At 72.9% G+C, this 22,915-nt stretch carries 19 protein-coding genes; 8 read left to right on the top strand and 11 right to left on the bottom strand.

The genetic code is table 11. From position 1 onward, the window contains the following. Positions 1-35 precede the first annotated feature (35 nt). From OG625_RS08525 to OG625_RS41425, 4 genes are all read right to left on the bottom strand, one after another. Positions 36-749, bottom strand: a complete 714-nt coding sequence (locus tag OG625_RS08525) for a phosphoadenylyl-sulfate reductase (RefSeq protein WP_329377925.1) — start codon at positions 747-749, stop codon at positions 36-38. Continuing rightward, entirely contained in the window at positions 746-925 is a 180-nt protein-coding gene (locus OG625_RS08520; RefSeq protein WP_007267254.1) for a hypothetical protein, read from the bottom strand. The genes OG625_RS08525 and OG625_RS08520 overlap by 4 nt, the downstream gene beginning before the upstream one ends. Continuing rightward, positions 922-2,631 (bottom strand): nitrite/sulfite reductase, encoded by a 1,710-nt coding sequence (locus tag OG625_RS08515; RefSeq protein WP_329377921.1) that lies wholly within the window; start codon positions 2,629-2,631, stop codon positions 922-924. Before OG625_RS08515 ends, OG625_RS08520 begins: the two co-directional genes overlap by 4 nt. A 220-nt stretch (positions 2,632-2,851) precedes the next feature. After that, entirely contained in the window at positions 2,852-2,935 is an 84-nt protein-coding gene (locus OG625_RS41425) for a putative leader peptide (RefSeq protein WP_312847410.1), read from the bottom strand. A 159-nt stretch (positions 2,936-3,094) separates the two neighbouring features. Here OG625_RS41425 and OG625_RS08510 point away from each other — a divergent pair, with 159 nt between their 5' ends. Beyond that, positions 3,095-4,492: a hypothetical protein gene (locus OG625_RS08510; protein WP_329377919.1), complete on the top strand. Its 1,398-nt coding sequence runs from the start codon at positions 3,095-3,097 to the stop codon at positions 4,490-4,492. 95 nt (positions 4,493-4,587) lie between these two features. Here the strand turns inward: OG625_RS08510 and OG625_RS08505 are convergent, their stop codons facing one another. The 3 genes from OG625_RS08505 to OG625_RS08495 all read right to left on the bottom strand — a co-directional run bounded on the left by OG625_RS08505 (position 4,588) and on the right by OG625_RS08495 (position 8,431). Continuing rightward, the gene (locus OG625_RS08505) at positions 4,588-5,151 is read right to left on the bottom strand and encodes a GNAT family N-acetyltransferase (RefSeq protein ID WP_329377918.1); all 564 of its coding nucleotides are present in this window, start codon (positions 5,149-5,151) and stop codon (positions 4,588-4,590) included. 5 nt (positions 5,152-5,156) lie between these two features. After that, positions 5,157-6,419 (bottom strand): GAF domain-containing protein, encoded by a 1,263-nt coding sequence (locus OG625_RS08500; RefSeq protein WP_329390518.1) that lies wholly within the window; start codon positions 6,417-6,419, stop codon positions 5,157-5,159. 356 nt (positions 6,420-6,775) lie between these two features. Next, the gene (locus OG625_RS08495; protein WP_329377916.1) at positions 6,776-8,431 is read right to left on the bottom strand and encodes an acyl-CoA dehydrogenase family protein; all 1,656 of its coding nucleotides are present in this window, start codon (positions 8,429-8,431) and stop codon (positions 6,776-6,778) included. Positions 8,432-8,448: 17 nt separating this feature from the next. On the opposite strand from OG625_RS08495, the gene OG625_RS08490 reads away from it, so the two are divergent. Beyond that, on the top strand, positions 8,449-9,573 hold the full coding sequence (locus OG625_RS08490) for a YihY/virulence factor BrkB family protein (protein WP_329377914.1): 1,125 nt from the start codon (positions 8,449-8,451) through the stop codon (positions 9,571-9,573). Positions 9,574-9,591: 18 nt separating this feature from the next. Here OG625_RS08490 and OG625_RS08485 read toward each other — a convergent pair whose 3' ends face one another. Next, complete coding sequence (locus OG625_RS08485) at positions 9,592-10,437, bottom strand: hypothetical protein (protein WP_329377912.1); 846 nt, start codon at positions 10,435-10,437, stop codon at positions 9,592-9,594. Positions 10,438-10,638: 201 nt separating this feature from the next. On the opposite strand from OG625_RS08485, the gene OG625_RS08480 reads away from it, so the two are divergent. The 3 genes from OG625_RS08480 (at position 10,639) to rsgA (ending at position 13,976) form a co-directional block, all read left to right on the top strand. Continuing rightward, complete coding sequence (locus OG625_RS08480) at positions 10,639-11,352, top strand: TetR/AcrR family transcriptional regulator (RefSeq protein WP_329377910.1); 714 nt, start codon at positions 10,639-10,641, stop codon at positions 11,350-11,352. After that, positions 11,349-12,584, top strand: a complete 1,236-nt coding sequence (locus tag OG625_RS08475; RefSeq protein ID WP_329377908.1) for a cytochrome P450 — start codon at positions 11,349-11,351, stop codon at positions 12,582-12,584. The genes OG625_RS08480 and OG625_RS08475 overlap by 4 nt, the downstream gene beginning before the upstream one ends. Positions 12,585-12,869: 285 nt before the next feature. Then, positions 12,870-13,976, top strand: a complete 1,107-nt coding sequence (gene rsgA / locus OG625_RS08470) for a ribosome small subunit-dependent GTPase A (RefSeq protein ID WP_329377906.1) — start codon at positions 12,870-12,872, stop codon at positions 13,974-13,976. Between the two features lie 55 nt (positions 13,977-14,031). Here rsgA and OG625_RS08465 read toward each other — a convergent pair whose 3' ends face one another. Further along, positions 14,032-14,427 carry a DUF4345 domain-containing protein gene (locus tag OG625_RS08465; RefSeq protein ID WP_329377903.1) on the bottom strand — a complete coding sequence of 132 codons (396 nt, stop codon included), beginning with the start codon at positions 14,425-14,427 and terminating at the stop codon, positions 14,032-14,034. Between the two features lie 83 nt (positions 14,428-14,510). Between OG625_RS08465 and OG625_RS08460 the strand changes: the two genes are divergently transcribed. Beyond that, complete coding sequence (locus tag OG625_RS08460; protein ID WP_329377901.1) at positions 14,511-15,104, top strand: TetR/AcrR family transcriptional regulator; 594 nt, start codon at positions 14,511-14,513, stop codon at positions 15,102-15,104. 54 nt (positions 15,105-15,158) lie between these two features. Here OG625_RS08460 and OG625_RS08455 read toward each other — a convergent pair whose 3' ends face one another. Then, on the bottom strand, positions 15,159-15,641 hold the full coding sequence (locus tag OG625_RS08455) for a DUF456 domain-containing protein (protein ID WP_329377899.1): 483 nt from the start codon (positions 15,639-15,641) through the stop codon (positions 15,159-15,161). A 25-nt stretch (positions 15,642-15,666) separates the two neighbouring features. Further along, positions 15,667-16,644: a helix-turn-helix domain-containing protein gene (locus tag OG625_RS08450; protein WP_329390516.1), complete on the bottom strand. Its 978-nt coding sequence runs from the start codon at positions 16,642-16,644 to the stop codon at positions 15,667-15,669. Between the two features lie 199 nt (positions 16,645-16,843). Here OG625_RS08450 and OG625_RS08445 point away from each other — a divergent pair, with 199 nt between their 5' ends. Continuing rightward, positions 16,844-20,611, top strand: coding sequence for a S8 family peptidase (locus OG625_RS08445; protein WP_329377897.1), 3,768 nt, complete (start codon positions 16,844-16,846; stop codon positions 20,609-20,611). Positions 20,612-20,713: 102 nt separating this feature from the next. Then, positions 20,714-22,867 carry a protein phosphatase 2C domain-containing protein gene (locus tag OG625_RS08440; protein ID WP_329377895.1) on the top strand — a complete coding sequence of 718 codons (2,154 nt, stop codon included), beginning with the start codon at positions 20,714-20,716 and terminating at the stop codon, positions 22,865-22,867. The last annotated feature ends 48 nt before the right edge of the window (positions 22,868-22,915 follow it).

Genomic DNA, 22,915 nt, shown 5'->3' with positions numbered 1-22,915 from the left:
CTCTGTCTCCGTAAGTTCTTCGCTGGTCGTCGTCATCAGCCGTGCAGTCCGCACTCGGTCTTGCCCCGCCCGGCCCAGCGGCCGGCCCGCGCGTCCTCGCCCTCCGCCACGCGGCGGGTGCAGGGGGCGCAGCCGACGGAGGCGTAACCGTCCATCAGCAGCGGGTTGGTGAGTACGCCGTGCTCGGCGACGTACGCGTCCACGTCGTCCTGGGTCCAGCGCGCGATCGGCGAGACCTTGACCTTCTGCCGCTTCTCGTCCCAGCCGACCACCGGGGTGTTCGCCCGGGTCGGGGACTCGTCGCGGCGCAGGCCGGTCGCCCACGCGTCGTACGCGGTCAGGCCCTCTTCCAGCGGCTTGACCTTGCGCAGCGCGCAGCACAGGTCGGGGTCGCGGTCGTGCAGCTTGGGGCCGTACTCCGCGTCCTGCTCGGCCACCGTCTGGCGCGGGGTGAGCGTGATGACGTTGACGTCCATCACGGCCTCGACCGCGTCACGGGTGCCGATGGTCTCCTCGAAGTGGTAGCCGGTGTCGAGGAACACCACGTCCACGCCGGGGAAGGCGCGCGAGGCCAGGTGGGCGACGACCGCGTCCTCCATGGAGGAGGTCACGGCGAACTTCTTGCCGAAGGTCTCGGCCGCCCAGGTGAGGATCTCCAGCGGGGAGGCGTCCTCCAGGTCCCGGCCCGCCTGCTCGGCCAGCGCCTTGAGACCCACGGCTTTGAGACCGACGTCTTGAGTGGTGGTCATATCTCGTCCCCTCCAGCGGTGTCTGACTGAACACCCCGGGCCAGCAGCCCGAGGTACTTCAGCTGGAAGGCTCGGTTGCAGGCCCTGCATTCCCACGCGCCGTGACCCGTCTCGTTGGGAAACAGGTCCTCGTCGCCGCAGTACGGGCAGTAGAACGGTGCGGCGCGCTCGCTCACGAGAGGTCCTCGTCCTTGGCGCGACCCACCCAGGCCGCGAAGCGCTCGCCGTCCGCGCGCTGCTCCTCGAAGCGCGTGACGACCCGCTCGACGTAGTCGGGCAGACCGGCCGAGGTGACCTTGAGGCCACGGACCTTGCGGCCGAAGCCGGCCTCCAGGCCGAGGGCGCCGCCCAGGTGGACCTGGTAGCCCTCCACCTGGTTGCCGTCGTCGTCCAGGACCAGCTGGCCCTTGAGACCGATGTCCGCCACCTGGATACGTGCGCAGGCGTTCGGGCAGCCGTTGATGTTGATGGTGAGCGGCTCGGCGAACTCCGGCAGGCGGCGCTCCAGCTCGTCGATCAGCGAGGCGCCGCGCGCCTTCGTCTCGACGATGGCCAGCTTGCAGAACTCGATGCCGGTGCAGGCCATCGTGCCGCGGCGGAACGGGGACGGCTTGACCCGAAGGTCCAGCGCCTCCAGGGCCGCGACCACCGAGTCGACCTGGTCGGCCTCGATGTCGAGGACGATCATCTTCTGCTCGGCGGTGGTGCGCAGCCGGCCGGAACCGTGCTGCGTGGCGACGTCCGCGATCTTGGTCAGGGTGGCGCCGTCGACGCGGCCGACGCGGGGCGCGAAGCCGACGTAGAACCTGCCGTCCTGCTGCTGGTGCACGCCGACGTGGTCGCGCCACTGGCCGCTGGGCTGCTCGGGCGCGGGGCCGTCGGTCAGCTTGCGCTTCAGGTACTCGTCCTCCAGGACCTGGCGGAACTTGGCCGGGCCCCAGTCGGCGACGAGGAACTTCAGGCGGGCGCGGGTGCGCAGCCGGCGGTAGCCGTAGTCGCGGAAGATCGAGATGACGCCCTCGTACACGTCCGGGACCTCGTCGAGCGAGACCCAGGTGCCGAGGCGCACGCCCAGCTTGGGGTTGGTGGACAGACCGCCGCCGACCCAGACGTCGAAGCCGGGGCCGTGTTCGGGGTGGTTCACGCCCACGAACGCGATGTCGTTGATCTCGTGCGCCACGTCGAGCAGAGGCGAGCCGGAGATCGCGGACTTGAACTTGCGGGGCAGGTTCGAGAAGTCGGGGTTGCCGACGATGCGGCGGTAGATCTCGTCGATGGCGGGGGTGCCGTCGATGATCTCGTCCTGGGCGATGCCGGCCACCGGCGAACCGAGGATGACGCGGGGCGTGTCACCGCAGGCCTCGGTGGTGGACAGGCCGACGGCCTCCAGGCGGCGCCAGATCTCGGGGACGTCCTCGATCCGGATCCAGTGGTACTGCACGTTCTGGCGGTCGGTGAGGTCGGCGGTTCCGCGCGCGAACTCCTCGGAGATCTCGCCGATCACGCGGAGCTGCTCGGTGGTCAGCCGGCCGCCGTCGATGCGGACGCGCAGCATGAAGTACTTGTCGTCCAGCTCCTCCGGCTCCAGGATCGCGGTCTTGCCGCCGTCGATCCCGGGCTTGCGCTGGGTGTAGAGGCCCCACCAGCGCATACGGCCGCGCAGGTCGTTGGGGTCGATCGAGTCGAAGCCCGCCTTGGAGTAGATGTTCTCGATGCGCGCCCGCACATTGAGACCGTCGTCGTCCTTCTTGAACTGCTCGTTGCCGTTGAGGGGCGTGTGGTGTCCGACGGCCCACTGGCCCTCACCGCGGTGACGGCCGGTCTTGCGGCGCGCGGCGGCTGCGGGAGCTGCGGCTGCGGGCGTTTCGGGGGTGGCGGCCATGGCGGTACGTCCTTCTTCGGCGGCTCAGGAGGGCAGGCAGAGCAGGGGGCGGTGTGGATGTGACCCCTGGACGACGCTGAGCGGGTGCGGCTGATCGCCGCGCCTTCGCCGGGATTGCCGGCGGGCAGGGCGGTATTCGGCCTTCAGGGGGCTGCGATGATCGACACTTCCACGGCGACGATGCCGGGATTGTGGCGATGTGCGGCGGTTGCTGGTTCCGTCAGCGCGCCGGACAGATGGCGCTGGACATGCGGCCGAGGTCGACGTGCCGCCGACTCACCAAGGCAATTCCAGCTCCATTCATGGGGGGAAGCGTGGCATGCGTGTCTTGGAGGAGTCCACTACTGTCCGCGATTCGGACAGATCCGTCCCGAATGCTGGGATGGTGTGCTACGGGTCACCTTGCGGGGGCCGGACGGCTAGGCTCTCGGCTTCTTGATCATTTACTTGAGGGGCGGACGGAATGCGCACGGGGAGAGCGGCGGTCGCGGTGGTGATCGCGGCGGTACTGACGGCCGGCTGCGGGAGCGGGTCGGACGCACCGGACGCCGGGAAGGGCAAGGGCGGAGCGGCGCCGGACCGCAAGGCGGAGCCTCTGGCGGCCTTCGGGGTGCCCGAGGCGTGGGACGGAGGGCGGGGCTGGGACCAGTCCCTGCCCTGGGTGCCGATGCACGCCCCGACGCCCGTGGCCGTGGTGCCCGGGGCCGCCGCGGTCGCCGTGCTGGACGTGGGCGCCGGCTACACGGTACAGGTCCGGTCGGCCGCAGACGGGAAGGCCGTGTGGACCTCGGCGGACTGGACGCCCCCGACCCCGCTGCCCGCCGCGGACAAGCACGAGCTGGTCCCCTGGGTCCTGGGGGTGGAGCAGGACGGGCAGAAGTTCGTCGTCCTGGCCGCCCACGGACTGGCCGGCAAGGACGAGCTCCACGAGGGCACCGAGGTGGTGCGGCTGGCGCTGTACCCCGCGGCAGCGAAGGGCCAGGGCGTCAAGCCGGTCCGCGAGATCGACGTACCGCTCAAGGCCGACCCCGGTGAGGTCCGGGTCCAGGCCGAGGGCGGCCGGCTGATCGTCGCCCGCGGGGGACCGGGGGCGTACCCGAGGGTCGCGTCCGCGGTCGACCTGGTCAAGGGGACCGTCGCCGCGTACGACAACCCCCACACGCTGCTGCCCGAGTGCGAGGGCTCGCCGTCCTGCTCCGCCCGGGTGATGGCGGTGGGTCCCGCCGGGCCGCTGGTCCACCTGGAACCCGGGTTCGGAGTGCCGGGCCGATGGTCCAGTGACACGGTCCGGCCCGAAGGGGTTCCCTCGAAGGCGGGCCCCTACGAGAAGCGGAACGGGCAGGTGTACGGCGTGGCCGGCGGAAAGCTCCTGGTCCAGTGGGACAACGAACCCAAGGCCGGCGCCGCGACGGTTCCCACCTGGTCGGTGCACGACATGGAGTCCGGGCGGATGCTCGCCCGCACGGAGTGCGGATACAAGGAAACCCACAGCATGACCGGCCGGGGCTACCGGAACCACGACGTGGTCACCTCGCCCGCCGGACGGTTCCTCGCGGCCGGCCCCGTCGCGTTCGACCTGGAGCGCAAGCAGGGCGTCTGTCTGGCGGGCGACGGCAACCGGAAGGAGATCGCCGTGCGCTCGGTCCGGGACGACGGCACGGCCTACGGACTGGTGAAGACCGATGACGTGAAGGACGGCCGGCCGGCCGCCCAGCTCGACCTCACCTCCGCCACGGGCGACGCCAAGGCCCTCGGTGCGGGCGTGGAGACCCCGGACCACACCGACCTGGGCGGCGCCGCGCTGTTCGTCATCCGCGACCAGAACCAGAACCTGCGGATCTCGGTGCGGCAGGGCAAGTGACGCACCCGGGGCCGGCCGCCGCCACACGGCGGGCCGGACCCGGGTCGGCGTGCGACGTCCGGACCCGGGTCGGCGTGCGACGCGTGCGGCGGGAGCTACGCGCCCGGCCAGGGGCCCGGGGGCTCGGTGGCCTCCTTCTCGGAGGTCTCCGTCTTGAAGACCTTGAATCCGCGGCGCTGGTAATTGTCCATCGCCGTCGGGCCGTCCTCACTGCACGTGTGCAGCCACACCCGGCGCGTCGGCTGCCGCTCCGGCCAGCGCTCCGCGAGGGACCAGGCGCGGGCGACGCCCACCGTCAGCAGGTGCCCGCCGATCCGCCGGCCCCGGAAGTCCGGAAGCAGGCCGAAGTACATGATCTCCACCACGCCGTCGTCCTGCGGGTCGAGCTCCACGTACCCCGCCGGGGTTCCGCGGTCGTACGCCACCCACGTCTCCACGCCCGGACGCCCGAGCTGCTCCACCCACTGCGCGCGGGTCAGGGAGAGCCGGTCGGTCCAGTGGATGTCACCGCCGACCGAGGCGTAGAGGAAGCGGCTGAACTCGGGGGAGGGGACCTCCGACCGCACGATGCTGATCTCCGGGCCGGGTACGGCCGCCGGTATCAGGTCCTGCGGAGAGGTCATTTCCAGGGACCATGTGGTGAGTGTGATGGTGCTCATGCAGGTCAGGGAACCACGCCGGGGCCGCTCCGGCCCAGGCGGGCCCTGATCACCGCGGGCGCGGTGGAGTGCGGGAGCAGCGCGGCCGGGTCCTGCGGGCGGATCAGTTCCACCTCCACGTCCTGCGCGAACCGGTACGGCCGGTGGGTCAGCACGCCCGCGAGGTAGCGGCGTACGCGGGACATCTCCGCCCGGACCGTCACCGTGCGCGTCGGATCCCCGAACAGCTCCGCCGACAGCTCCGCCGCGGAGCGCCCGCGCGGGCTCTCCGCCAGCAGGAACAGCAGCTCCGCGTGGCGCGGGCTGAGCTCCTGCGCCCAGCTTCCGGCGGCCCCGTACACCGTCGCCGAGCAGGCCCCGGCCCGGCTGAGGTCGAGGACCACCCTCGTGACGGCCGTGCTCGTACGGTCCTGTGCGATCCGCAGCAGCCAGCCGCCCGGCAGCGGCTCCACCGTGCAGTCGCCGAGCTGCGGCACCCACACCCGGCCCGGCCCGAAGCCCTTCGGCAGCGGGATCCGCTCGGTGGGCACCAGGCCCGTGACGGCGGCCGTCCAGCCGTTCGCGTCCACGGCGAGCGCCCGCCCCGGCAGCCGGGCCAGCAGCGGGGCCGCGACCGTACGCAACTGCTCCAGCGACTCCAGGTGCCGGATCCGCAGCTCCCGCTCCGCGAGCCGGGCCACCGAGCTCACCCACGACAGGGTCGCCGGGTGCATGGTGGCCAGCGGCCCGCTGACGTCGACCACGCCCAGCAGGCGTCCGTCGCGCGGGTCCCGTACGGGTGCGCCCGCGCAGGTCCAGTCGTGGTGGCTGGAGACGAAGTGCTCCGCCGAGAACACCTGGACGGGCCGGCGGTTCACGAGCGCCGTGCCCACCCCGTTGGTGCCGACCACGGCCTCGTCCCAGTCGGCGCCCACCGCGAAGCCGAGCCGGTCGGCCTTGCGCAGGATCGAGGAGTGGCCCTCCCGCCACAGCAGCCGCCCGTCCGCGTCGGCGACGACCATGATGTGCAGGGCCTCGTCAAGGGCCGGCAACAGCCCCTCCCGGAGCACCGGCAGGATCTCCCGCAGCGGCGAGACGTGCCGCCGCTCCTCGGTCTCGGCGGCCGAGAGCATCCGCGAGCGCGCGTCCCGGTCCGGATGCACCCCGCCGGCCATCATCCGGCGCCAGGACTCCGCGATCTCCGGTCTGGGCGCGGCCGGCGGCCGGTCCCCGGCCAGCGCGGCCGCCCGCACGCCCTTGAGCAGACGCGCGGCCTCCCGCGCATCCATGGCCGAGATGCGTGCCGCGTCGACCGCGCTGCCTGCGGTATTGGCCACCGGAACCTCCCCGTCGAACAGGACGTACTGAGCGAGCCGCCCCGATGGTCCTCGCGTGCCGTTCCCCCGGCACCCGAAGGGCGACTGTCGACTCAAAGGTTGCAACGGTATGCAACTCTCGCCAAGTCCCGGTCGGCCGACCGAAACTGTCCGGACGCCGCCAGACGGCGTGACAGCTCCTCCTCGGGGCTCAGCGGATCAGAGGTGGTGCCGAGTCGGCGCGGCGCCACCTCTGCTCCTGGTCAACGGGCTCGGATCCCGGCTCGGAACGGTTTGGGGACCGTACGGGGAGCCCGGCGGCTCCCTCCCTAGCCCGCGATCCGCGCCCGTTCCACGACCGCGCCGAGGTCGAGGCTGTGGGGGAGCGTGCCGAAGGCCGCGCCCCAGTCGCCGCCCAGGCGCGAGGCGCAGAACGCGTCCGCCACCTCGGGCGGAGCCCACCGAACCAGCAGCGAACCCTGCAGCACGAGCGCCATGCGCTCCACCACCCGGCGGGCCCGCGCCTCGATGCCCTCCAGGTCGGCGAGCTCCGTCAGCAGGTCCTTGATGGCCGAATCCAGCCGGTGATCGGCGCCCCGGGCCAGGCCGACCTCCTGGAGGAAGGCGCCGAGCGCCTGCGGCTCGCGCTGGAGGGCGCGGAGCACGTCGAGGGCCTGGACGTTGCCCGAGCCCTCCCAGATGGAGTTCAGCGGGGATTCGCGCAGCAGTCTCGGCAGCCCGGACTCCTCGACGTAGCCGTTGCCGCCCAGACACTCCAGGGCCTCCGCCACCATCGGCGTACAGCGCTTGGTCACCCAGTACTTCGCCACGGGCACGGCGAGGCGCAGGAAGGCCTTCTCCTGCTCGGTGCCCGCGTCGTAGGCCGCCGCGAGCCGCAGGGTCAGGGTGGTGGCCGCCTCCGACTCCAGGGCGAGGTCGGCGAGCACGTTGCGCATCAGAGGCTGCTTGATGAGCGGCGCTCCGAAAGCGGAGCGGTGCTCCGTATGGTGAACGGCCTGCGTCAGCGCCTGCCGCATCAGCGAGGCCGAGCCGATCACACAGTCCAGCCGGGTCGCCGCGACCATCTCGATGATGGTCCGCACCCCCCGGCCCTCCTCGCCCACCCGCCGCGCCCAGGTCCCGTCGAACTCCACCTCGCTCGACGCGTTCGACTTGTTGCCCAGCTTGTCCTTCAGCCGCTGGATCGCGAACACGTTGCGCGTGCCGTCCGGCAGCACCCGCGGCACCAAGAAGCAGGTCAGGCTGTCCTTCCCGGAGGGGGCCGCCTGCGCCAGCACCAGGAACCCGTCGGACATCGGCGCCGAACAGAACCACTTGTGCCCGGTCAGCAGGTACTCGCCGGACGCGTCCAGCGCCGTCGCCCTCGTCGTGTTCGCCCGTACGTCGCTGCCGCCCTGCTTCTCCGTCATCCCCATGCCGAAGAGCACCCCGCCCTTCTGCGCGGGCGGCCGCAGCCCCTCCTCGTACACGTGCGAGGTCAGCCGCGGCTCCCATTCCGCGGCCAGCTCCGGGTCGGTCCGCAGCGCCGGCACGGCGGCGTGCGTCATCGAGATCGGGCAGCCGTGCCCCGCCTCGGCCTGCGACCACACGAAGAACCCGGCGGCGCGGCGCAGATGCCCGGCCGGGCGCCCCCAGGCATCGGTCAGCCCCGAGGTCACGGCGTGCCCGAGGAGCCGGTGCCATGCCGGGTGGAACTCCACCTCGTCGATCCGGTTCCCGTACCGGTCGTGTGTGCGGAGCTTCGGCGGATTCTCGTTCGCCTGGACACCCCACTCCTGGGCCTGCGCCGAACCGGCGGCCCGCCCGAGCGCGGTGAGCTCTTCCCTTGCCTCGCCGAGGAGTTCGGGCTCCGCGGAGGCGAGGTGACGCTCGACGCCCTCGGTGAGGGCCCGGTCGCCGCCGTAGACGTCGTGGCCCACGAGGGGCGGGGCCTGATTGGTGACTGTGTGGGTGGTGGCTGCCATGCCGATACCGTAAGGACGTGCAGCCAGCAAAAGAAAGCTTCGAGCGGATCCCGGGACGTCCAGGACGGCTCCACCGGGCCCGCGCCCTCTACCGCAACGTGTCGAAGCGGAAGATGGGCTGGCTGCTCCTGAAGGACACCGTCAACTCGTGCATCGAGTATCGGATCCTGGGGCTCGCGGCCGAGGCGGCCTTCTTCACCCTGCTCTCGCTGCCGCCGCTCTTCCTCGGCCTGCTGGGCCTGCTCGGCTACGTGGACGGCTGGACGAACACCGAGTCGGTGCAGAGCATCGAGGAGAACATCCTGCGCGCGGTCGGCACCATCCTCTCCGACCGGGGCGTCAACGAGATCGCGCGACCGATGCTGGACGACGTCACCGGGCGGGGCCGACCGGACCTCATCTCGCTCGGTTTCGCCTTCGCCCTGTGGTCGGGCTCGCGCGCCGTGAACGTCTTCATCGACACCATCACCGTCATGTACGGCCTCGACGGGCACCGCGGCATCGTCAAGACCCGGCTGCTGGCCTTCCTGCTGTACATCATCGCCCTGCTGATCGGGGCCATCGTGCTGCCGCTGATGGTGGTGGGGCCGGACGCCGTGGTGCGGCTCGTGCCCTGGGGCACCGACGTGATCGCGGTCCTCTACTGGCCGACCGTCACCCTGCTGTCCATCGTCTTCCTGACGACCCTCTACCACGTGTCGGTGCCGGTGCGCTCGCCGTGGATCGAGGACGTGCCGGGCGCGCTGGTGGCCCTGGCGATGTGGGTGCTGGGCTCCTTCCTGCTGCGGATCTACCTCACCAACACGGTGGAGGGCCCGACGATCTACGGCTCGCTGGCGGCCCCCGTGGCGGTGCTCCTGTGGATCGGCATCTCGGCCTTCGCGGTGCTGGTGGGGGCCGCCGTGAACGCGGCCATCGACCGGGTCTGGCCGTCGGTGGCCACGGCGGCGGCCCGCGAGGCGAACGAGCGGGCCCGGGAGGTGGAGGCCGCCCAGCTCATCGCCCGGGCGGCCGCGTGGCGGGCCCTTGCCGAGGGCGAGTCGGAGGACGACGAGGACGGCGCGATGCCCTCGGAGTTCCCGGAACGGTGGTCGAAGTTCCTCCCGCCGGAGGACTACTCCTCGCGCCTGCGCAAGCACTGACCCCCGGTGCCCGGGGGCTCAGCCCTTGGCCCAGACGATGAGCCGCCCGCTGACCGTCGGGGTGTACTCGTTGCTGGCCTCCTCGATGAGGGCCATGGCCACGGCGCCCTGATCGGTGACCGAGCACACGGCGGCGCCCTTCACCAGACCGCGCTCCTTCGCCGCGGAGCCGCCCAGCTGCACGGGGCCGAAGCCGGTTCCGGCCGCGGCCCGGCAGTTCTCGAAGGTCTGGGGCTGCCCCGCGCGCAGCACCCCCACCTGGCGGCCCGTGGCCGACAGCAGTTCCATGTACACGGGCGCATCGCCGTTGCCGCACCCGAGGGACTTCGGCCGGTACTCCAGCTCGGTGGCGGCGGTCTGCTCCGCGGACCCTCCCTCTCCGGCGTACTTCACCTTGACGGAGGTGGACACGCCCGCGTCGAGATCGACGAGCAGGGTCTCGCCGCACACCGGGGGAGCGATGCCCCATCTGCCCTGGCGCGGCTGGTAGCCCGCCGGAGCCGCGAGGTCCGGGCCGGCGGCCGACGGGCTCGGGGACGCCGGGGACGGACTGGCCAGGGGCGGGACGGAGGTCGCGGACGCCGACCGTGACGGCGAGGACGACGGCTCGGGCGACGCGGAGCCGGCCGCCGCCGGAGCCACCGTGCCCCCCGCGGAGGACGGCGGCGACGTGTCGTTCTTCCCCGAGGTGGCGAACACCGTCGCCACCGTGCCGACCACCGGGATGACGATCCCGATCACCCACCAGGCCCAGCGCGGAGGGTGGCCGGCAGGGGAGGGCGGCGGTACGGGAGGCACGTACGGCGGCGCCGCCGGCCTCGGCGGAATGCTCCCGGGATCCGGCTGCCCAAATGTGTCCGTCACTCTTCAACTCCCCCTGGTGCCAACGGATACGGCGACCCTACCGTCTGTCGATCTTCGGGGCGGCGCCGAGCGCCACACACCGGGCGCATGGTCACCCGCAGGCGGAATCCGACGCACCCCGGCACGGGGATTGACGAACCGTCAGCTCCGGGAGCAGGTTATATCGGGAAGCCGATATAACCCAACGAGCCGGGAGCCCCCGTGCCACCACCCCCAGCCGCCCACCCGCAACCGGCCGTCCCGGACCCGCCGCAAGCGGACGGGCGGGCCGGGGCGGGCCCCGTACCGCCGACTCGGGCGGCCCCACGGGCGCGCCAGGCGCAGCGGAAGTCGCAGACGCGGTCCCGCCTCATCGACGCGGCCGCCGAGCTCTTCGCCCGCAAGGGGTTCCACGCGGTGTCGGCCGAGGCCGTCGCCGAGGCCGCCGGGCGCACCACCGGGGCGCTCTACAGCCACTTCGGCGGCAAGGGGGGCCTGCTGCTCGCCCTCCTGGAGGTGTGGAAGGAGCGCACCGCCGAGGAACTCGCCGCCGAGATCGCGGCGAGCGCGGACCCGGGCGATCCCGCCACGCACTTCGGCGCCATGTGGGGCAGCCTCACCCGCCCCCACCCCGACCACGGGAACTCCTGGCTGCTCCTGGAGGCGGAACTGTGGCTGCACGGCGCCCGCGGCCCGGTCATCGGCGCGCAACTCGCCCAGCGCTACGCCGAGATCCGCTCCCAGCTCGGCGAGGGCCTCGCCGACTGGGCCAAAGCCACCGGCACCCCCCTGCCCCGTCCGCCGGAGGAGACCGGCGCCCTCGTCCTGGGCCTCCTCCTCGGCCTCGCGATGCAGCACCGCCTCGACCCCCACGGCATCCCCGACGCCCTCGTCGTGGAAGCCCTCGGAGCGCTACTGGAAGGACGCACACCGTGATCCCCACCGGCGAAGTGAACCTCCTCGAAGACACCTGGGCCTCCGGGGTCCCGCACGAGCAGTTCACCCGGCTCCGCCGGGAGGACCCCGTGCACTGGCACGAGATCCCCGGCCCCCACGAGGGCTTCTACGCCGTCACCCGCCACGCCGACGTCAAGGCCATCAGCCGCGACCCCGAGCTGTGGTCCACCGAACTCGGCTCCTTCATGGTCCGCGACCAGAGCCCCGAGTCCCTGGAGTCCCTGCGCCTGGTCCTCCTCGGCATGGACGCCCCGCGCCACTCCCGCTACCGTGCCCTGGTCAGCGCGGGTTTCACGCCCCGGACGGTACGCCGCCTCGCCGCCCGGATCGGCGAGCGCGCGGTGTCCCTCGTGGAGGGCGCGGTCACTCCCGGCCGGGACATGGACTTCGTCTCCGAGGTGGCGGCCTGGCTGCCGATCCAGACGATCTGCGAGATGGTCGGCGTACCTCCCGGCGACGAGCGGCTGATCTTCGACTGGAGCAACCGGATGGCCGGCGGCCAGGATCCGGAGCTGTCGGCGGGCAAGCACGACAGCGACCTCGCGGCCGCCGAGATCTACGCCTACTGCGACGCCCTGACCGCCGAGCGGCGCGCCCACCCGCGCGAGGACATCCTCTCGACCCTGGTCCACGCCGAGGTCGACGGGGACCGGCTCACCCAGCACGAGATCAACATGTTCTTCGTGCTGCTCTGCGTCGCGGGCAACGAGACCACCCGCAACCTGCTGTCCGCCACCGTGCTGGCCCTGGCCGAACACCCCGCCGCCCGCGCCGAACTCGCCGCGTCCCCGAAGGACGAGGCGCTGTGGAACTCGGCCACGGAGGAGTTCCTCCGGTGGGGCGGATCGATCCACAACTTCCGGCGCACCGCCACCCGCGACACCGTCCTGCGCGGCCGTCCGATCGCCGCAGGCCAGAAGGTGGTGACGTACTACACCTCCGCCAACCGCGACGAGGAGGTCTTCGACGCCCCCTTCACCTTCGACATCCGCCGCACCCCGAACGACCACCTCGCCTTCGGCGGCGGCGGCCCCCACTTCTGCCTCGGCGCCGGCCTGGCCCGTACGCAGATCAAGGCACTCGTCCGCGAACTGCTGCTCCACCACCCCGACTTCGAGCTCGCCGGTGACGTGCGTCGACTGCGCTCGGACTTCATCAACGGCATCAAGTACCTGCCGGTCCGCTTCGGCCGGGACGGGATGCACCGGTGAAGACGTGTCCGGGGCGCCGGGGGCTCGGAAAAAGAACTGGCACCCGCGCGGAGGGGCTTGTTACGGTGGGGACGTTCCCGCCGACCGGTCGGGGAAGCTTCAGCACGTGATCGATCCGGAGGTGAGTTCATTGATGACTGTCATCGCGCAGGGCACCGCCCGCACTCAGAAGGCCATCAATGTCACTTCCGTGGTCTCCGGCTGACCTCACACCCTTTTTCCGCGCGCCGCCGCCACTGAGCGGGCCGGTGCGCGCTGCCGGGGCCACCCTGTGAAGGGTTCCCCTTGTCTTTCTCTTCTTTCCCGCAGGCTTCCCTCGCGCACGCTCTCGCCCCCTTCGGCTGGGATGACGCATGGGCCGCCGAATTCACCCCCTACGCCGAGCAGGGCCTGTTGCCCGGCCGGGTCGTACGAGTCGACCGCGGCCAGTGCGACGTCATGACCGCGGACGGCATCGTCCGCGCCGACACCGCCTTCGTCACCCCGCACGACCCGCTCCGGGTCATCTGCACCGGGGACTGGGCCGCCGTCGAGACGGCGGGCAACCCGCGCTACGTCAAGGCGTACCTGCCGCGCCGGACCGCCTTCGTGCGGTCCACCTCCTCGCAGCGGTCCGAGGGGCAGATCCTCGCCGCCAACGTCGACCACGCGATCATCGCCGTATCGCTGGCCGTGGAACTCGACCTCGGACGCATCGAACGCTTCCTGGCGCTCGCCTGGGAGTCGGGTGCGCAGCCGCTCGTCGTCCTCACCAAGGCGGACCTGGTCCCGGACCCGGTGACCCTCGGGCACCTCGTCGACGACGTGGAAGCCACTGCCCCGGGGGTGCAGGTGCTGACCGTCTCCTCCGTCACCGGCGAGGGCACGGACGTGCTGGCCGCGGTGGTCGGCAGCGGTACGAGCGTGCTGCTCGGCATCTCGGGCGCCGGGAAGTCCACCCTGGCCAACGCGCTGCTCGGCGCGGAGGTCATGGAGGTCCAGGCGGCCCGCGACGTCGACGGCAAGGGCCGCCACACGACGACCACCCGCAACCTGCTCGCCCTGCCGGGCGGCGGCGTCCTGATCGACACCCCCGGGCTGCGGGGCGTGGGGCTGTGGGACGCCGAGGTCGGGGTCGGCCAGGTCTTCTCGGAGATCGAGGAGTACGGGGCACGGTGCCGCTTCCACGACTGCGCGCACGAGGCGGAGCCGGGGTGCGAGGTGCTGGCCGCGCTGGACTCGGGTGCGCTCTCGGAACGCCGGCTGGAGAGCTACCGCAAGCTGTTGCGGGAGAACCAGCGGATCGTGGCCAAGACGGACGCCCGGGTGCGGGCGGAGATCCGGCGCGACTGGCGCCTGAAGTCGGCGGAGGGCCGCGCCAACTACGCCGCGAAGCGACACGGCCGAGCCTGAACCCGTACCGGAGGGGCTGGGACACCCGGCCCCTCCGGCGTTCGGGGAGCGGCGCCTACGCCCGCGGCACGCGATGCGCCTTCTCGTCTGCGTCCGCCAGCCAGAAGTACAGCGGCGGCATCACCAGCTCGATGACCGTCAGCACCACCTGGAAGCCGTGCGGCCACCCGTGCACGGCGAGGGACAGCAGCCGCCCCGCCGCTCCCAGCAGGAACACGCCCGCCAGCCACCGGACCGTGCTCGCCGGGATCGGCGACTGGCGGGCCGCCCAGATCCAGGCCAGCCCGTAGCCCGCGAACGTCGCGCCCAAGAAGCGGCCGAGGCTGTCGACCGTCGCGCCGGCCGAGCCGATGCCCGGCACCGCCGCGTTCCCGAGGAACACGTGGGCGAGCCCGATCGCCACGCACGCGATGCCCATCGTCCACGCGAGCCACTTGAGAGTCCTGGCCATGGTCCGACCTCCCACCCCTGGTAAGTAGACTTGTGTCTACTAGTAACGCCCCTTAGTAGACGTGTGTCAAGTAGGATCGGCTCATGCCTCCCCGTAAGCGGCTCGATCCCGCCGAGCGTCGTGCCCAGCTCCTGGCCGTCGGTGCGCAGCTCTTCGCCCAGCACCCCTACGAGGAGGTGCTGATGGAAGACGTCGCCGAGCGCGCCGGCGTCTCCCGGGCGCTGCTGTACCGCCACTTCGCCGGCAAGCAGGAGCTCTTCGCGGCCGTCTTCCGGCAGGCGTCCGACCGGCTGCTGGAACAGGTCCCGCTCGACCGGCCCGGCGACTTCCTCGCCCAGCTCACCGACGGACTCGACGTACACCTCGACTACTTCGTGGCCCACCGCAACACCGTCCTCGCGGCGAACCTCGTGCTCGCGGGCGATCCCGTGGTGCAGACGATCATCGACAGCGAGCTGGGCGCCTTGCGGACCAGGATCCTCGGCGCCCTCCCGCTCGCGGACGACTCCGCCCGGGAGGCCGTGGCCGCGGTCCTGAAGAGCTGGCTGGTGTTCGTACGGGTGCTCTGCCTGGACTGGCTCACCACGGAGACCTGTACCCGCACGGAGCTGCGCGAGAGCTGCGTCGGCGCCCTGTTCGGCGCCCTGCGCCCGTTCCTCGGCGAGGACGTCCCATAGCGGATCCCCGCACGCCTGCAACTACGCGTACGCCTGCGACTACGCCTGCGCCGCCTACTCCGCCGCCACCGCCCCCACCCACGCCCCCATCACCAGCAGGCACGCGAACAGCTCCACCAGCACGCTCGTCCCCACCGCCCGCATCACCGCCCGCACCGATGCCCACGCCTCGCCGTGCGTGCCGAGGCGGAGGCGCTCGCAGAGGTAGATGCCGCCGACGAAACCCGGGACCGACCCGACCACGGGGACCAGTACGAACCCCAGCAGCGCGCCCGCGCCCGCGAACACCGCCATCCGGCGGGTGACCCCCACGCCCCGCAGCCGCCGCGGCGGGAGCTGCCACTTGATCACCTGGACCACCAGCAGCAGGGCCGTCGCCGAGACCAGCAGGGACCACGCCAGCGCCGACCGCTCGTGCAGCGCCCACCACATCAGCCCCGCCCACACCAGCCAGGTCCCCGGCACGCCGGGAACCAGCACCCCGAGCGCGCCGAGCAGCAGCACCAGCCCCACCAGGAGCAGCTGAGGCAGATCCATGCTGTTCAGCCTGACCGACCAGGGGCTATCGGGCCACCCAGCCCCGTTCGTAGGCGTGCCAGCCCAGCTGGAGCCGCGTCGTGACCCCCGACAGTTCCATCAGGCCCTTCACCCGCCGCTGCACCGTCCGCAGGCCCAGCTCCAGGTGCTTGGCCACGCTGGCGTCCGTCATGCCCGCCAAGAGCAGGGACAGGATCTCCAGGTCCGTGGCGTCCGGGGCGCCCCCCGACTCCTCCGCCGAGCCCGACGTGCCCAGCCGCAGCGGCAGGGACTCCCGCCAGACCGCCTCGAAGAGGCCCATGAGCGATTCCAGCAGGCCCGACGCGTGGACGACCAGCGCCGCCGGTTCCGCGCCCCGGGCCGTCAGCGGGACCATCGCCAGGGTGCGGTCCGCGATCACCAGCTTCGTCGGGACCTCCCCCGTAACCCGGACCCGCTCACCCCGCGCCAGGGCCGTCGACGCCTCCCGGATGCCGCTGGGCTGGGTCAGCACCTCCCGTTCGATGACCACCCGGTAGTCGACCCCGCGCACGGAGGCCCGGTCCTCCGCCTCGTTGTCCGTACCCGTCACCACCTGCGGCCGGCCGCTGACGAGCGCGCACACCTCCTCCACCGCCCCCAGCTGGAGCTGGTGGAAACGATGCGCCACCGCGCTCGCGCCCTGCACCACCTCCACCAGGTCGTGCACCGCCGGCTCGGACGCCTCCGCCCGGTACTCCTCCGCCAGCAGCACCGCCGCCAGCTCCGCCTGCTCCAGCTCGTGCCGCTGCTGCGTGAGCAGGGCCCCGAGCGCCACCCCGGGCGGGGCCGCCACCCACCGGCCGGGGCGGGCCGAGGACTGCGCGGCCAGGCCGTGGCGCTCCAGGTGGCGCAGGGTCCGTTCGGTCTGCGGTACCGGCAGGGTCAAGCGGTGCGCGAGATCGGGGACCTCCGCCGCGCCCAGGGCCACCAGAGCGCGGTACGCCGACTCCTGGCCCTCGTCCAGGCCTATAGCACCCAGCAACCCGTCCACCCACCTTTCGACACAGCGCCTGGCGGGAAGCGGCCACGGCGCAAACCCGCCGCGGACATCATCGCCGTACCCCCCGCCTCTCTGTAAAGGTCATGCCACCGCAGCACCAACATCCGCCGGCCAGAAGCCGTTTGCGCGGCAGCTTTGCCGTGCAATGCAGCAGTTGGCCGGAATTCACCTGGGGAGAGCGATGCGCCCGATATCGCGCACGGCACTGGGAGCGGCCACCGCGGCCGTCCTGGCCGTCACCGCCGTCGGCCCGTCCACGGCACAGCCGATCGACGGAGCGCCCGGAGCGGGGAACAGACCACTCGTCGGGAGCGAGGCGGCCGGAAAGCAGCCCACCGCCCCCGTCACCGTCACCCTCGTCACCGGTGACCGGATCCTGGTCTCCACCGACGCCGCCGGCCGCACGGCCGCCACCGCGATGCCGCGCGAGGACGGCTCGCAGCCGCTCGTGCAGACCCGGCAGTCGGGCAAGGACCTCTACGTCTACCCGGAAGGCGCGGTCAAGGCGCTCGCCGCGGGCAAGGTCGACCACGAGCTCTTCAACGTCACCGGACTCGTCCGGCAGGGCTACGACGACGCACACACCAAGAAGCTCCCGCTCATCGCGGTCTACGACGGATCCGTGAACGTGGCGCGCAGCGCCCCGCCCGCGCCCCGCGGCGCCGACCGGTCCCTCGTCCTCGGCTCCATCGGCGCCGTCGCGCTCGCCGCGGACAAGGCGCGGGCCGCCGACTTCTGGGCCGACGTCACCGCGGACGGCAGCCGCTCCCGCGCTGCGGGCGGGCTGAAGAAGCTGTGGCTGGACGGCAAGGTCCAGGCGAACCTGGAGCGTTCCACGCAGCAGGTCGCCGCGACCGCGGCCTGGGCCGTCGGCTTCGACGGCAAGGGCACCAAGGTCGCCGTCCTCGACACCGGCACCGACCTGGAACACCCTGACCTCAAGGGCCGGGTCGCCGCGTCGAAGAACTTCACCGACTCCGACACCGACGGCGACCGGCAGGGCCACGGCACCCACACCATCTCCACCGTCGGCGGCTCCGGAGCCGAGAGCGGCGGCGCCAAGAAGGGCGTGGCCCCCGGCGCCGAACTGCTCAGCGGCAAGGTCCTCAACGACTACGGCTACGGCCTCGACTCGTGGATCATCGCCGGCATGGAATGGGCCGTCGAGTCCAAGGCCGACGTGGTCTCCATGAGCCTCGGCGACCCCACCCAGACCGCCTGCGACGACCCGCTCGCCGCCGCCGCCGAGCAGCTCTCCCAGCAGGGCCCGCTGTTCGTGATCGCCGCCGGCAACTCCGGACCCGGCAACAACACGGTCTCCTCGCCCGGTTGCGCGGCGAGCGTGCTGACCGTCGGCGCCGTCGACCGCGACGACACCACCGCCTCCTTCTCCAGCCGCGGCCCGGCCGGACTCCAGCACACCCTCAAGCCCGAGATCGCAGCGCCCGGAGTCGGGATCTCGGCCGCCGCCGCGGGCGGTCGCGGGGTGTACGCGTACCAGTCCATGTCCGGTACCTCGATGGCCACCCCGCACGTCGCCGGCGCCGCCGCGATCGTCAAGCAGCGCCACCCCGACTGGACCTCGCAGCAGATCAAGGCCGCCCTCGTCGGTTCCTCCGACACCGGTGTCCCCGGGGACGTCCGCGAGACCGGCGGCGGCCGCCTCGACGTCAAGGCCGCCGTCGACACCACCGTCACGAGCGCACCCGCCGTCCAGGGCGGCGCCCACAACTGGCCGCAGGACCGCAGCGACCGCACGATCGTCGAGGTCCCGTACACCAACCTCGGTACGAGCCCCGTCACGCTGAACCTCGCCGTCGAGAAGGTCACCGGCAACGACGGATCGGCCGTCCGCAGCCAGGTCGCCCGCCTCGACCGGCGCACCGTGACCGTGCCGGCCGGCGCCACCGTCAAGGTGCCGCTCGCCCTCGACCCGGCCGCGAAGCTGGAACGCTCCCAGTACGGGGACGTCACCGGCCGCGTCGTCGCCACGGCGAACGGCGTCCGCGTCTCCACCCCCTTCTCCCTGTACGTGGAGCCGGAGACGGTCACCCTGCGCGTCAAGCTCGTCGACCGCGCGGGCCAGCCGGCCGCCGGCCCGTCCTCCCTGGACGTCATCGGCACCGACGACGCCACCGGCGAGCGCCGCTTCAACGACGGCTCCGTCGACCAGGTCTACCGGGTCCGCCCGGGCGCGTACTTCCTCTCCGCCTTCGTCGCCACCCCCGACGCGGGCGAGAACGCCACGATGATCGACTCCCTCACGTACCTCGGCCGCCCCCAGGTCGAGGTCAGGAAGGACACGACGATCGTGCTCGACGCCCGCAAGGCGGGACGGCTCGCCATCGAGGCCGACAAGCCGGTCGAGAGCCGCAACACCACCCTCGGCTTCGCCCGCAGCTGGGACGACACCTGGCTGCACGCGGGCACGGCGATGGGCGGCCGCACCATCCGCGGCTTCTACGCCTCGGTCGAAGGCCGAGCCACGGACGGCGAGTTCGAGTTCGGCAGCTACTGGCGGGCGGGTGCGCCGCTGGTCTCCGAACTGAAGGCCGTCGGCGGTCCGGTCCTGCACCCGATCACCGCGTCCATCGGCAGTGACAACCTCGACGGAACGGGCAGCGCGCCGCTGGTCGACGCCGGAACCGGTACGCCGGAGGAGCTCGCCGCGGCGGGCGCCAAGGACGCCGTCGTGCTGGTGAAGTCGGCGGACGGATCGCTGTACGAGGCCGCGCAGAACGCGAAGGCGGCCGGCGCCAAGGCGCTGCTCGCCCACCGCGACGCCCCCGGCCGCTGGGCCGGATTCACCGGCTACGCGGGCGGCTCGCTGCCCGCGATGACCATCGAGGCCGCCGAGGCGAAGGCGCTGCTGGAGCGGCTCGCGGCGGACAAGGTCACCCTGGCGTGGAAGGCCACGGCGAAGAGCCCCTACGTGTACAACCTCGCGTTCCCGGAGACGGGCGAGGTCCGCGGCGGCAAGACCCACAAGGTGCGCGACCGCGACCTCGGACAGGTCGAATCCACCTACAACTCCATGGGCGTGGCCGCCGACTTCATCGACCTGGCCGGCGCGTACCGGCCGATCGGCGCGGCCGTGTTCTTCGGCGGGATCGAGACGGTCGCGGCCCCGGGCAAGCGGACCGAGTACTACTCCGCCGGTGACACCTCCTGGGACCAACTGCTCTCCAGCAGCTTCCCGTGGGGCGAGTTCATGGTCGGCGAGCAGCGCACCTACGCCAAGGGTCAGAAGGTGAAGGCAAGTTGGTACGACGGGGTGACCGGCCCCGTCGCACCGCGGGACACCGCGGGCAAGGAGGTCCTCGCCGCCGAGCGGCAGGGCGGCCTGATCGGCTTCGCCTCCGCGATGTGGGGCGACAACAGCCACCACGCGCAGCCGGGCTCCTTCGGTGACATCGGCAACCTCGTGCTCAAGCGCGAGGGGGAGGTCATCGGCGAGAGCTGGTACCCGTTCGGGGCCTTCGAGGTACCGGCGGAGTCCGCGCGCTACGAACTGACCCAGAACATCGAGAAGATCGGCTCGCCGGCCCGCGTCTGGCAGCGCTCGGTGGGCGTGTCGACCACGTGGGGCTTCACGTCGAAGCTCGACCCCTCCGCCTACTCGCAGGGCCTGCCGATCCTCTTCCCGAGGTACGCGGCCCCGCTGGACGGGCTGAAGACGGTCGCGGCGACCGACGGCCAGAGCATCGGCCTGAGCGCCACCGGGCACGCGGGCTACGCGCCGGGCGCGGTCACGTCGGCGAAGCTCTCCTACTCCTACGACGGTGAGAACTGGACGCAGGCGCGGGTGAGCGAGCGCGGTGGCGCGTGGACCGCGGTCGTCGACCACGCCGGGGCCTCCGGCAAGCAGGTTTCGCTGAAGGTCGAACTGACCGACGCGAAGGGTGCCTCCGTGACCCAGGCGGTCGGACGGGCGTATGACGTCCGCTAGTTCGTACGGGTGAGGGGGGAGGGTCCACCGGGCGGCGGCCCGGTGGACCCTTTTTCGCGCATTCGGTGTTTTCCGCTCGCGCGGTAGGCCGAGAATGAGGTCATGAGTCAGCAGGGTGCGGGCGCGGACGACTGGTGGCGGCAACTGTACGAGGACCCGGACCCGGAGGCGGTCCCGGAAACCGACCCGGGGGACACCCTGGACAACCGCTTCCACTCGGCCTCGTCCCTCACCACACCCCCGAACCCGACAGCACCACCCCCACCGGCCCCCACACCACCCCCACCGGCCCCGGGGCACCAGGCCCCGACCCCGGCGGGGCACCAGCCCCCGACCCCGGCGGGGCACCAGGCCGCACCGGCGCACCCGACCGTCCAGGCCCCGGCTGAACAGGGCGCAGCGGCGCCGCCGGCCCCGGTCGCGCAAGGCGCCGCCGTGCCGGCGCACCCGCATGCCGCACCGGCTCCGCCGGACCCTGCGGTGCCGCCGTACCCGGCCGCCCAGGCCCCGACCGCGCCGGACCTGACTCCGCCGCCCTACCCGACCCACAGGGCCCCGACCGCGCCGCCTCCGGCCGTGCCGGCGCCTTCGCCCGCGCCGGATCCCGCCGCTCCGCCGTACCCCGCCGCGCCGACACGTGCGACCGTCGAGGCCCCGGCCGAGCAGGGTGCTGAGGTGCCGCCTCCGACCCCGCCGGGCCCCGCCGTTCCGGCGCACTCGGCCGCGCCTGCCGCACAGGCGCCGTCGGACCCTCCCGCGCCGCCGTACCTGGCCGCCCAGGCCCCGGCCACGCCAGGCCTGACTGCGCCGCCGAACCCGGCTTCGCCGGACCGCGCCGCGCCGCCGCATCCGACCGTGCAGATTCCGGCCCCGCCGGAACCCGCTGCCGAGGCGGGGGCCGGGCGGGTTCCGGTTCCGGGGCCGCGGCCGGAGGTGGAGGAGGCTCGGGCCCTGCCCTGGGAGGTGGCCACGGTGGACGCCGAGCAAGCCGGGCCGTCGGCCCAGCCCCCGAGTGCAGGCCTGCCCGCCTGGCCGCCGGTACCGGCCAGGGCGCCGGGCGTGGACGCCGGGCGGCAGGATTCCGCGGTCCCGGAGCATCCGGCTCCGCCGCCGGGCGCGGGCGCCGCGCTGCCCGTACGGCCCACCGCGGGCGCGGGGGAGGCCGCACACCCCGCGCCCCCGGCTACGGAGCAGCCGGAGGGTCCCGCGCGCGGGCTCGTGCCGGGGCCGAGGCCGTCCGCCGAGCCCCCGCACCCGCCCGCGCCGCCGGCCCCGCTGCCTCCGCTTCCCCCGAGGGACCCCCGGGCCGGTGGGGTCACCGGGTACGCGCTCGGGGACGTGAAGGTGCCCGCCTGGCGCGAGGAGGACCGTACGGCGGAGGCATCCGTACCGCCCGCGGACCCGCAGCGGCCCACCGTGCGGCACCTCGGCGACCGGGCGCCCACCTACGCGGCGGAGCCCGGCGCGCTGCCCGCCACCGATCCGGCCGCGCTCGACGACCTGCCCCCCGACACCGTCATGGAGGGGGCCCGCTACGGCACGTACACCCTGCGCGCCGCCTCCCTGCGCGGGGATTCCGCCCGCTTCCGCGGGGAAGCCCGCCGGGACTTCCTGCTCACCGCCCGCTTCGGCAGCGGTGACGACGCCCTGGTGATGGTGGTCCTCGCCGGAGGCGACCGCGCCGCCCCCGGCGCCCCCGCGGCCGCCGCCGAGCTGTGCCGCATCGTCGCCGCGGCCGTCGGGCGCAGCCAGGAGCGGCTCGCCGACGACATCCGGGCCGGCCGCCGCGACGCGCTCCGCTCGGGTCTCCAACGGCTCACCGACCGCGGCTACGGCCGCCTCCGCGCCCACGCCGCCGAGCAAGGCCTCGCCGAAGAGGCGTACACCGCCGGGCTGCGCGCGCTCCTGCTCCCCGTGGACCCGGAGTGCCGGACCCGGGTGTGCTTCGGCTCGGGCGCCGGCGGCCTGTTCCGGCTCCGGTCGGGCCAGTGGCAGGACCTGGAGCCGGACGAACCCACGACGGACGGCGGCGACTTCCGCTTCCGGGCATCCGTGGCCCGCCCCGGCGACACCCTCCTCGTCTGCTCCGGCGGCCTGGCCGAGCCCATGCGGGAAGAGGCACTGCTCCCCGCAGAGCTCGCCGCGCGCTGGGCCGAGCCGGAACCCCCCGGCCTCGCGGCCTTCCTCGCGGACACCCAGCTCCGCCTCAAGGGCTACGCCGACGACCGGACGGCCGCCGCGGTCTGGGAGGCGTAACGCGGCGGAACGTGCATGGATGGAAGGCGCAGCCGGACCAGCCGAACC

This window comes from Streptomyces sp. NBC_01351 (genome assembly GCF_036237315.1).
Taxonomy (GTDB): Bacteria; Actinomycetota; Actinomycetes; order Streptomycetales; family Streptomycetaceae; genus Streptomyces.
Note: the sequence above shows the minus strand (reverse complement) of the source record. Positions and strands in the feature narration are given on the sequence as shown.

What these genes read in the sequence shown, in the direction of transcription:
- OG625_RS08505 (WP_329377918.1), bottom strand. Translation starts at nt 5,151, where the DNA reads ATGAGCACCATCACACTCACCACATGGTCCCTGGAAATGACCTCTCCG.
- OG625_RS41425 (WP_312847410.1), bottom strand. Translation starts at nt 2,935, where the DNA reads ATGAATGGAGCTGGAATTGCCTTGGTGAGTCGGCGGCACGTCGACCTC.
- OG625_RS08440 (WP_329377895.1), top strand. Translation starts at nt 20,714, where the DNA reads ATGAGTCAGCAGGGTGCGGGCGCGGACGACTGGTGGCGGCAACTGTAC.
- OG625_RS08460 (WP_329377901.1), top strand. Translation starts at nt 14,511, where the DNA reads ATGCCTCCCCGTAAGCGGCTCGATCCCGCCGAGCGTCGTGCCCAGCTC.
- OG625_RS08515 (WP_329377921.1), bottom strand. Translation starts at nt 2,631, where the DNA reads ATGGCCGCCACCCCCGAAACGCCCGCAGCCGCAGCTCCCGCAGCCGCC.
- OG625_RS08500 (WP_329390518.1), bottom strand. Translation starts at nt 6,419, where the DNA reads ATGGATGCGCGGGAGGCCGCGCGTCTGCTCAAGGGCGTGCGGGCGGCC.
- OG625_RS08465 (WP_329377903.1), bottom strand. Translation starts at nt 14,427, where the DNA reads ATGGCCAGGACTCTCAAGTGGCTCGCGTGGACGATGGGCATCGCGTGC.
- OG625_RS08445 (WP_329377897.1), top strand. Translation starts at nt 16,844, where the DNA reads ATGCGCCCGATATCGCGCACGGCACTGGGAGCGGCCACCGCGGCCGTC.
- OG625_RS08510 (WP_329377919.1), top strand. Translation starts at nt 3,095, where the DNA reads ATGCGCACGGGGAGAGCGGCGGTCGCGGTGGTGATCGCGGCGGTACTG.
- OG625_RS08495 (WP_329377916.1), bottom strand. Translation starts at nt 8,431, where the DNA reads ATGGCAGCCACCACCCACACAGTCACCAATCAGGCCCCGCCCCTCGTG.
- OG625_RS08525 (WP_329377925.1), bottom strand. Translation starts at nt 749, where the DNA reads ATGACCACCACTCAAGACGTCGGTCTCAAAGCCGTGGGTCTCAAGGCG.
- OG625_RS08455 (WP_329377899.1), bottom strand. Translation starts at nt 15,641, where the DNA reads ATGGATCTGCCTCAGCTGCTCCTGGTGGGGCTGGTGCTGCTGCTCGGC.